The sequence below is a fragment of the Lentzea indica genome (assembly GCF_012184385.1).
Lineage (GTDB): Bacteria > Actinomycetota > Actinomycetes > Mycobacteriales > Pseudonocardiaceae > Lentzea > Lentzea indica.
On sequence record NZ_VSRL01000324.1, the window covers coordinates 1 to 9,055 of the forward strand.

Consider the following 9,055-nt stretch of genomic DNA (forward strand, 5'->3'; position numbering starts at 1 on the left):
GCTGGACAGGTCTTTGATCAGATTGGCGGGGTCTGGGGCAGCGCCCCAGAAAACTCTCGCAACCGCCAGGTGACAACGCAACGCGACCACCTACGGACACGAAACCGGCACCCGCCAACGAAACCGGGGGACGACCTACGCAACCCGCGCGCCAACCCTACAAAACCGGCGCGCCGACAAGCCCAAGCTCACCCCACCCCTGCTCACCCACCCCCGTGAGCACGACCGCACGGCTGGTCCCGATCCGCTTGATCCACCCCCGCTCAAAAAACACCGAACACAGGTGAGCCCCAGCCGCCCCAGCAAGATGCGGCACCCGCTCAGTCCAATCCAGACAAGCCCGACTAACCACCCGCTTGGACGGCTCAAACCCGAGCTCCTTCAACCACACCATCCCGGGCTCGGTGATAACGAGGTCGCTGCTAACAACGCCTAGTTCCAGCAGACCGGACTTCAGAGCGACACCCAGCCGACCAGCCAGATGGTCGTAGCAAGTCCGCCCCCGAGCCATGGCCTCCCCAGCGGAAGCCGCCCGCAAGCTACGCGGCTGAGCACCCGGCCCAGCAAACGCAGCCATCGTCTCCAACAGCTCAGCAACGTGCGGCCCAGCCAATGCCACATACCGATGCCGCCCCTGCCGATGCTCAACCAACACTCCACCCTCAACAAGCCGAGTGAGGTGCTCACTAGCGGTAGAGGGAGCCACCCGAGCATGGGAAGCCAGTTCACGAGCAGTCCAAGCCCGCCCATCCAACAGAGCCCCACAAAACGCCGCCCGCGTCTTGTCGGCCAACAGAGCCGCAACCTGAGCAAGTCCCTCCATAGCCCCATTCTGCGACCGAAACACTTCGGCCCACACCGAAACGTCCGGCCAATAGCGTCGACCCCATGACCGAAGAGCTGCTCAGCCTCCCCGTCCCCAACGTCGAGCCCAGCGACAAGGGCGTGGCCTGGCTAAGGTCCAAAGTCGTCCGCTTCAGCAACGGCCCAGACCACACCCGCAGGCGAGCCCTAACCACGAAGCTCCTGGACACGGTCAACGCCACCACCCTCGACGAGCTGGCCACCAAGCTGGGCCTCCCCGGCTCCCTCCCAGACATAGCCACGATCGCCCCGAGCTACCAGCCACACGAACAGATCACCGCAGCAGCCGACGCCGCAGTGGAGCGACTGGCCACCGACAAGAGCGAGGAGACCGCAGCACGGATCGGACTGCTAGTGCAGGCCTGGGCGGCGACCAACGCACTCGCAGAGCACCTCCGCACCGGAAACCCAGCGCCGCCCGTTCCGATCACCCGCCGGGTCACCACAAGCGGCGTCGTCGAAGTCAGCCTCAATGACCACCCGTTCGGGCACGGCCCGCACGCCTGCCCCGGCCGGCAGCTCGCAACGAGGATCGCCAAGAACATGGCGTTCCACGCGCTGCACCACCAGCAAGAGCCGCTGATCCTCCCCAACGCCTGGGACTACGCCTCGGCAGCCGCGCTGGCACAGCACTTCCGGGCCGTCGGCACGACGAGCCTGGGAGTAGCCGCGGCCGCGGGGATCCCCGACGGCGCGGGGCTGGCACGCAAGCAGGCGACGGCGCTGGCCGAGCTGCTGAGGGATCTGCCCTGCCCGGTCACCGTCGACCTGGAGTCGGGGTTCTCCGAAGACCACGACGAGGTCGCCGAGCTCGTCGCACAGCTGGGGGTCGCGGGCGTCAACCTGGAAGACGGCAGGCCGCACGGGCTCGCCGATCCGGCGGTGCAGGCGAGGCTGATCAGCAAGGTCAAGGAACGCGCGCCCGGCGTCTTCCTCAACGCCCGCGTCGACACGCACTGGCAGGGCATCGCGCTGGAGGAGACCCTCGATCGCGCGAAGCGGTACGTGGCTGCCGGGGCGGACGGGATCTTCGTGCCAGGCGTGACCGAGCCCGGCGACGTCGAGAAGCTCGCACACCTGGCCCCGCTGAACGTGCTGGCCCAGAACCGCACCCCGAAGGAGCTCGCCAACCTGGGTGTCAAGCGCATCAGCACCGGATCACTGCTGTTCCGGGCTGCCCTCCACCACACCGTCACGACCGCGAAGGCAGTGCGCGACGGTGCAAGTCCACAGGCGTTCAGCTACGCCGAGGTGCAGGACCTGATCAACCCAGGAACACGTTCCTCCGCTGGGTGAGCAGCCGGTACAGGGTCTGCTGGATCGTCTCCCGCACCTGGTCGGTGAGGTTGAACACGAGCATCGGGTCGTCGGCCGCGTTCTCGCCGAACACGTCGGTGCGGATCGGCTCGCCGAACTCGATGTACCACTTCGACGGCAGCGGAATCGCTCCCAGCGGCCCGAGCAGCGGGAAGAACGGCGTCACCGGGAAGTACGGGAAGCCGAACAGACGCGCGAGGGCCTTGATGTCGCCGATCATCGGGTAGATCTCCTCTGCCCCGACGATCGAGCACGGGATGATCGGCGCGCCGGTCTTCAGCGCCGCCGACACGAAACCGCCGCGGCCGAAGCGCTGCAGCTTGTAGCGGTCCTTGAACGGCTTGCCGATGCCCTTGAAGCCCTCCGGCCACACGCCGACGAGCTCGCCGGACGACATCAGCCGCTCGGCGTCCGGGTTGCACGCCAGGGTCTGGCCCGACTTGCGGGCCAGGGCGCCCAGGACCGGCGTGCGGAATACGAGATCGGCGCCGAGCATGCGCATGTGGCGAGAAGCCGGGTGCTCGGACGCGATGCCGTAGGAGGTCATCAGGGCGTCGAGCGGCAACGTGCCGGAGTGGTTCGCCACGATCAGCGCGCCGCCGGCCATCGGGATGTTCGACAGCCCGATCGTCTCGACCCGGAACCACTTCTCGTACAACGGCTTCAGCGGCGGCATCAGCACGTTCTCGGTGAGGTCGCGGTCGAACCCGAACTCGTCGATCTGGTAGTCGCCCGCGATCCGCCTGCGCGCGAACGACAGCAGGTCGGCCAGCCTGCGTTCCCAGTCCGGTGTCCCGGACTGCTGCTGCGCGGGTTCGGGAACCACCTCGACGTGGCGTGATCTGCGCGCGGCGTCGCGTTCCGGATCGTGCAGCGGGATAACGCGTGCTCCTGCCACTGCGTTCATCTCCTCAAGGCAAAGATTTAGCGAAAACGAGCGGCTGCGTCGAGGATTCCCCGTTCCGCAGCCTCGATCATCTCCGGGTCGATGAGCGGCTTCAGGCCTCGGCCGCTCACGTAGTCGTCGAACGCCTGCTGGGTGGTCCACCGCGGCGTGAACCCGAAGTCCTTCTTCAGCAGGGTGGTGTCGATCACGCGCCCCCAGTTGAGGAACCTCATCTGGTCCGGCGAGAAGTCGACGAGCCGGGCGCTCCGGAAGAAGCCGCCGACCGTGGGCACGGCGGCGCTGGGCACCGGCAGGTTCAGCCTGCCCGCCCGTCGAATCGCCTGCGACAGCAGCAGCACGCCGTCGCCGCCCACGTTGAACACACCTGGCAGGTCGTGCAGCGTCGCGCGCTCCAGGACCGCCAGCGCGTCCTCGGAGTGCAGCAGCTGCACACGAGCGTCGTAGCCCAGAACCGTGGGCACGACCGGAAGAGCGAAGTAACGGGTCAGCACCGTGTCGATGCGCGGGCCGATGAAGTTCGTGAAGCGCAGCGTGGTGACGTTCACGTCCGGCCTGCGGCGACCGAATCCGCGCACGTACCCCTCGACCTCGACCGCGTCCTTGGCGTAGCCGGACGACGGCAGGTCCTTCGGGCCCATGTCCTCTGTGAACACCGCCGGGTCACGCGACGACGACCCGTACACGGCGCTGGTGGACTTCACGACGAGCTTCTGCACCTTCGGCGACTTCTGGCACGCGGCCAGCAGCTGCATGGTGCCGATGACGTTCATCTCCTTCATCGCCGTGCGACCGGTGGGCCCTGCCGGGTTGGCGGTGACGGAGGCGTGGACGACCGTGTCCACGTTCGCGGTGGAGATGACCTTGCTGATCAACGGGTTGCGGATGTCCGCCCGCACGAACTCCGCCCTGCCCATCCTGCGCAGGAGGTCGCGTGGCGGCGGCTCGGTGTCCACACCGAGCACGCGCTCGATGTCCGGGTTCGCGGCGAACCGCGCGGCGAGGTGGCCGCCGAGGAAGCGGCTGACTCCGGTGACGAGGACGACCTTGGGCGTCATGCGACTCCAAGCACGAAGGGCGTTGCGATTGGTCGATGCTACAGACCGGATCCAGAACCGGAGGGGGCCGGAACGCCGTCTTGACGCAGGTCACGCGGGCTTTACTGGCTAATCACCCGAACGGCGGCCCCCGTTCCCGTGGTTGTGCCCCAGCGTCTCAGAGGGTGATATTCCGTGCCACTGCAAGCACCCCGACAGGTCCCGGAAATGCGACCGCCGCCGACCCCTTCGAGAGGAGATCGGCGGCGGCCAGAGCGCACACGGGGCTTACTTGCCGCGCTTCCTGCGCTGGACCCTGGTCTTGCGCAGCAGCTTGCGGTGCTTCTTCTTCGACATGCGCTTGCGGCGCTTCTTGATGACCGAGCCCATGCGGGTTCCTTAGCTCTAGACGTTGCTTTGACTGGCGCGCCCCAGCCTTGGCCGTGTCAAGCACGGCGCGCCGGTAAGCACGATCGGCCTACCAGTCTACCCGCTGGGGTTCGCCAGCCTTCAGCCAGCGTCGAAGTACGCGTTCTCCAGGTAAGCGTGCACGGCCTTCTCGGGCACCCTGAACGATTTGCCGACCCGCACAGCGGGCAACTCACCGGAGTGCACCAACCGGTACACGGTCATCTTCGAGACCCGCATCATCGAGGCCACTTCGGCCACGGTCAGGAACTGGACCTGAGCGAGACCTGTTCGTTCGTTCTCCTTCGCAGGCATGTATCACCGCATCCTTCGACACGTGTCGTGCCGTCGGTCTTCCCCACCGACGGTTCGACACGCACGTGCTCTCTTGAGAGTAGCGGGACTGGTGTGACTCCTGCGACGTCCAGGCGGGGTCAGTCTTCGTGCTGCCGGCCCAGTTCGATGGACCGATCACGCGCGCTTTCGATGGCAGCCAGCAGTGCCGCACGGACGCCGTGCTTCTCCAGCTCGCGAATCGCCATGATCGTCGTTCCCGCCGGTGACGTGACGGCCTCACGCAGGATGACCGGGTGCGACGAGCCTTCGGCCAGCATCGTCGCGGCACCCACAGCGGACTGGATGATCAACGTCGACGCCAGGTCGCGCGGGATTCCGAGCAGGATGCCCGCGTCGATCATCGCCTCGACCAGGAAGAAGAAGTAGGCGGGGCCCGAACCGGACAACGCCGTCACCGCGTCCTGCTGCGACTCCGGCACGACCGCGACCTTGCCCACGGTCGAGAGGAGCTCCTCCACGACCTTGAGGTGCTCGGGCGTGGCGTTCGAGCCGCCTGAGACGGCGCTCATGGCCTCACCGACCACCATCGGCGTGTTCGGCATGACCCGCACGACCGGCGTGCCCTCTGGCAGCCTGCGCTCGTACAGGGACGTGGGCAGCCCCGCGCACAACGAGACGATGAGCGTGCCCGCACGCAGCACCGGCTTGAGCTCGGTCAGCAGCGGCTCGATGTCCTGCGGCTTGACCGCCACGACGAGCACGTCGGCCTTCGCCGCCGCGCCGGCGATCGTGGTGCCCTCGATCCCGTACTGCGACGTGAGCGAGGCCGCACGGGCCTCGTGCTTCTCGGTGAACATCAGATCGGAGGCCGCGCGGCCTCCTTGCAGAAGCCCGGACAGCAGCGCCTCACCGATCTTGCCCGCGCCGAGCACCGCGATCTTCGTCATCGGTCAAGTCTCACACAGCAGGCGTCAGCGCCAACTGCCGTGCCTGACACACCAGCCGGCCGGCTGAGTCGATCACCGTGGCGTCCTCGTCGAACCACTGCCCGTGCACCGACTGGCAGGTGACGTGGATGCGCAGCCATCCAGGCGCAGGCCGGGCCCGCAGCAACGCCGTCAGCTGCACCGTCGGGGACCACCCGAAGCGGCCGAGGTTGAACGTCACCGGCATCGACAGGTCGCCCGCCAGCAGCGCGAAGTACGGGTCCGGCTGCTCGTCGATCGGCCGCGCCCACAGCTTCAGCGTCAGCGGCCCGTCCGTGCGCCGGTCGAGGAACGTCGCGCTCTCCCGGTCCACCCGCAGGTCGCACAGGCTGCCGACCTTGTAGATGCCGCCGGTCGGGAACGTCGCCAGCTCCACGGAACCGGGCGGCGGGGCGGCCGGGATCGACGGCAGGTTCGCGTAGTCGGCGCGGTGCTCGGGGATCCGCCCCGTCGTCACCGACGCCTCGACGCACACCTGCCCGCGCTGCTCCAGGGACACCGCGACGACCGTCGCCGTCCTGCCTGCCTTGCGCACATCGGTCCTGACCAGCACCGGGCCGATCTCCGGCGCCCGCAGGAACTGGGCGGAGACCGCCAGCGGATCGCCTTCCGCGATGTGGGCGGCCGCGCGCGTCATCATCGCGAGCAGGAACCCGCCGTGGGGTTTGGGGCCGACGGTCCACTCGGCGGGAAGGGACGCTGTGAAGGTTCCGTCACCGAGCGACCGCACCGCGCTGGACTTCGTGAAGGTCATGAGCGGCTGGCCAGCGACCGCAAGAAGAAGGACACGTTGGCAGGCCGTTCTGCTAGTCGCCGCATGAGATATCCGTACCACTGCTCGCCGTAGGGAACATAAACGCGAGCCCCGAGGCGCCTCTGCTCTTCCGGCCGGACGCCGTACAGCATCTGGTACTCGAAGTCAGTTTTGTCATACCAGCGCGCTCGTTCGCCAATGATTTCTATCAACCGGGGGTCGTGCGTGGCGAACATCGGATAGCCCTCCCCAGCGAGGAGAACGTTGAGGCACCGCACATAGTTCAGATCGACCTCGTGCGGGTCCTGGATCGCCACGTCCGGCGGCTCCGCGTAGGCACCCTTGACCAGCCTCACCCTGCTGCCTGGCCCCGCGAGCTGCTTGCAGTCGTCCAGCGTCCTGTGCAGGTACGTCTGCAGCACTCCGCCCACCCACGGCCAGGTGCGCCGCAACTCGTGCAGGATCCGCAGGGTCGAATCCGTGGTCGTGTGATCTTCCATGTCGAGAGTCACCGTCGTGCCGCACTGCTCGGCGGCGGCACAGATCCGGGAGGCATTCGTCAGGGCGAGCGACTCGTCGAGCGCCTGCCCGACGGCCGACAGCTTCACGCTGACTTCTGCGTTCTTGGCCAGCCCGGCGGCGTGCAGCGCGTCGAGCAGCTCCAGGTACGCCTGAACGATCCGTTCGGCCTGCGCCTTGTCCGTGGTGTCCTCGCCGAGGTAGTCCAGCGTCACCGGCAGACCGAGCTTCCGCACGACGTCGACGGCGTCCTTCGTGCTCTCGCCCGCGACGAACCTCTTCACGACGTCACGGCTGATCGGCGCGCTGGCGACGAGATGGCGGACAGTCTCGTTGCGAGACGCGGCCATGATCAACGCTCGCAGCGGGTTCACACCACGAACCCTAACGCGCCGCAGGCCAGTCCAGGTGCAGCCGCGCGAACAGCAACGCCTCGGCGAGCATCTCCCGCCGCGCAGCCGGTGACCCTGCCCGCCGCGTGTTGACCTCCAGCACGACCTGCCCGTCGAACCCGCCGCGCGCCAGCATCTCGCACAGCTCGGCACACGGCTGAGTTCCGCGCCCCGGCACCATGTGCTCGTCCTTCGGCGCACCGGACCCGTCGGCGAGATGGATGTGCCGCAGCCCGTCGCCCATCCGCTTGGCCAGCTCCAGCGCGTCCACGTGCGCGGCGGCCGAGTGCGACAGGTCCAGCGTGTAGTTGCGATGCCCCACGTCGGTCGGGTCGATGGACGGCTTGAACGCGGTCATCTGCACCGAACGCCCACGTCCCAACGGCCGGCGCACGGGGAACATGTTCTCCACGGCGATCGCGATGCCGCTCTCGTCCTCCAACGACGAGACCAGCTCGGCGAACCCGTCCGCGTACTTCCGCTGCCATCGGAACGGCGGGTGCAGCACCACGGTGGGAGCGCCGAGATCCTGAGCCGCCTGCACCGACTTGCGCAGGCGCTCGGACGGATCCGGCGACCACACCCGTTGTGAGATCAGCAGGCAGGGCGCATGCACGGCGAGGACCGGCATGCCCGATCGGGAGGACAGGCGGTCGACCGCGCGGATGTCCTGCGACACCGGGTCGGCCCACACCATCAGCTCGACGCCGTCGTAGCCCAGTTCGGAGGCGATCTCGAACGCCGCTCCGGCGGGCTGCGGGTAGACCGATGCCGTGGAAAGCCCGACCGGGATGCGGGCCGTCAACTCTTCACCAGCAGCATCGCCGCTGGTGAGACGGTGACGATGAGGCCCACGAGGATGGCCAGGAGTGTGGTTTGGAGGTCGTCCGCTCGGCGGATCTTGCGAACCAGCAACACCAGACCAACGGTAACGGCAAGCGCCACCACGAGTGCGGCCACCGCCTGCGTGCGCCACAGGAAGTTGAAGGCGAGCCACAGTGCCGCGCCGCCGAGCACGCCGACGGCGAGCTGGCCGATCATGATCAGCCATTCCTTGGCCGGCGAACGTTCCGCGGATTCTTCCGGCTCTTCCTCGGCCTCACCGGCGTCGTCGAGGCCCGCTGGGCGCTCGTCCTCGGCGGGTTCCTCGTCGTTGTCCGTGAGGTAGTCGTCCTCGGCGCGGTAGGCGGCGTACTCCTGCGAGTCGTCATCGTCCACGTACGGGCCGGGGTGCGCCGCGGTCGACTCCATCGGCGGCATGGACAGAACGGTCTGGGCGGCGGCGACCTCTTCGTCACCGAACCAGGCGTCTGGCTCGTTGTTCGGCAGCGGCTCCGGCAGCTTCGGCGGGGCGGGCGGCACGATCAGCACGGACTCGGTGTCGAGCGCGGCGATCTGGTCCACCGGCGCCTTGGCCGGGATGCGCGGGAGCTGTTCGGTCATCGCCTCGCGCGGAGGCATCGCCGGCTTCGGCGCCGGCGTGGGCATCTGCAACGACGGTTGCATCGGCGCAGGCCCCGGAGGCGGTCCCGGCTTCGGCGGGCGCGTGATGTTGGTGCGCGACGGGGCCGGCGGTG

11 protein-coding genes are annotated in these 9,055 nt (G+C 68.0%); 1 reads left to right on the plus strand and 10 read right to left on the minus strand.

Annotated elements, in window-relative coordinates:
* Nucleotides 1–157: 157 nt before the first annotated feature.
* Nucleotides 158–823: an ArsR/SmtB family transcription factor gene (locus tag FXN61_RS43985; RefSeq protein WP_167979769.1), complete on the minus strand. Its 666-nt coding sequence runs from the start codon at nt 821–823 to the stop codon at nt 158–160.
* Between the two features lie 65 nt (nt 824–888).
* Between FXN61_RS43985 and FXN61_RS43990 the strand changes: the two genes are divergently transcribed.
* Nucleotides 889–2,160, plus strand: coding sequence for an isocitrate lyase/PEP mutase family protein (locus FXN61_RS43990; protein WP_167979770.1), 1,272 nt, complete (start codon nt 889–891; stop codon nt 2,158–2,160).
* Here the strand turns inward: FXN61_RS43990 and FXN61_RS43995 are convergent.
* The 9 genes from FXN61_RS43995 to FXN61_RS44035 all read right to left on the minus strand — a co-directional run.
* A complete protein-coding gene (locus tag FXN61_RS43995) occupies nt 2,129–3,088 on the minus strand; it encodes a lysophospholipid acyltransferase family protein (RefSeq protein ID WP_167979771.1) in 960 nt (319 codons plus the stop codon). The two genes, FXN61_RS43990 and FXN61_RS43995, sit on opposite strands and share 32 nt — an antisense overlap.
* 17 nt (nt 3,089–3,105) lie before the next feature.
* Nucleotides 3,106–4,143, minus strand: a complete 1,038-nt coding sequence (locus FXN61_RS44000; protein WP_167979772.1) for an NAD-dependent epimerase/dehydratase family protein — start codon at nt 4,141–4,143, stop codon at nt 3,106–3,108.
* A gap of 267 nt (nt 4,144–4,410) precedes the next feature.
* Nucleotides 4,411–4,512 carry a 30S ribosomal protein bS22 gene (locus FXN61_RS44005; protein ID WP_015105422.1) on the minus strand — a complete coding sequence of 34 codons (102 nt, stop codon included), beginning with the start codon at nt 4,510–4,512 and terminating at the stop codon, nt 4,411–4,413.
* A gap of 120 nt (nt 4,513–4,632) precedes the next feature.
* Nucleotides 4,633–4,845, minus strand: coding sequence for a helix-turn-helix domain-containing protein (locus FXN61_RS44010; protein WP_030477960.1), 213 nt, complete (start codon nt 4,843–4,845; stop codon nt 4,633–4,635).
* A gap of 119 nt (nt 4,846–4,964) precedes the next feature.
* Complete coding sequence (gene proC, locus FXN61_RS44015; RefSeq protein ID WP_167979773.1) at nt 4,965–5,774, minus strand: pyrroline-5-carboxylate reductase; 810 nt, start codon at nt 5,772–5,774, stop codon at nt 4,965–4,967.
* A 10-nt stretch (nt 5,775–5,784) separates the two neighbouring features.
* Entirely contained in the window at nt 5,785–6,567 is a 783-nt protein-coding gene (locus FXN61_RS44020) for a thioesterase family protein (protein ID WP_167979774.1), read from the minus strand.
* Nucleotides 6,564–7,460 (minus strand): proline dehydrogenase family protein, encoded by an 897-nt coding sequence (locus FXN61_RS44025; protein WP_312878462.1) that lies wholly within the window; start codon nt 7,458–7,460, stop codon nt 6,564–6,566. The genes FXN61_RS44020 and FXN61_RS44025 overlap by 4 nt, the downstream gene beginning before the upstream one ends.
* A 10-nt stretch (nt 7,461–7,470) precedes the next feature.
* Nucleotides 7,471–8,283 (minus strand): sugar phosphate isomerase/epimerase family protein, encoded by an 813-nt coding sequence (locus FXN61_RS44030; protein ID WP_167979775.1) that lies wholly within the window; start codon nt 8,281–8,283, stop codon nt 7,471–7,473.
* The coding region (locus tag FXN61_RS44035) for an Rv0497 family membrane protein (protein ID WP_512698767.1) at nt 8,280–9,055 on the minus strand (776 nt) is incomplete at its 5' end. The genes FXN61_RS44035 and FXN61_RS44030, both read right to left, overlap by 4 nt.

What these genes read in the sequence shown, in the direction of transcription:
- FXN61_RS44000 (WP_167979772.1), bottom strand. Translation starts at nt 4,143, where the DNA reads ATGACGCCCAAGGTCGTCCTCGTCACCGGAGTCAGCCGCTTCCTCGGC.
- proC (WP_167979773.1), bottom strand. Translation starts at nt 5,774, where the DNA reads ATGACGAAGATCGCGGTGCTCGGCGCGGGCAAGATCGGTGAGGCGCTG.
- FXN61_RS43985 (WP_167979769.1), bottom strand. Translation starts at nt 823, where the DNA reads ATGGAGGGACTTGCTCAGGTTGCGGCTCTGTTGGCCGACAAGACGCGG.
- FXN61_RS44005 (WP_015105422.1), bottom strand. Translation starts at nt 4,512, where the DNA reads ATGGGCTCGGTCATCAAGAAGCGCCGCAAGCGCATGTCGAAGAAGAAG.
- FXN61_RS44020 (WP_167979774.1), bottom strand. Translation starts at nt 6,567, where the DNA reads ATGACCTTCACGAAGTCCAGCGCGGTGCGGTCGCTCGGTGACGGAACC.
- FXN61_RS44010 (WP_030477960.1), bottom strand. Translation starts at nt 4,845, where the DNA reads ATGCCTGCGAAGGAGAACGAACGAACAGGTCTCGCTCAGGTCCAGTTC.
- FXN61_RS43995 (WP_167979771.1), bottom strand. Translation starts at nt 3,088, where the DNA reads ATGAACGCAGTGGCAGGAGCACGCGTTATCCCGCTGCACGATCCGGAA.
- FXN61_RS43990 (WP_167979770.1), top strand. Translation starts at nt 889, where the DNA reads ATGACCGAAGAGCTGCTCAGCCTCCCCGTCCCCAACGTCGAGCCCAGC.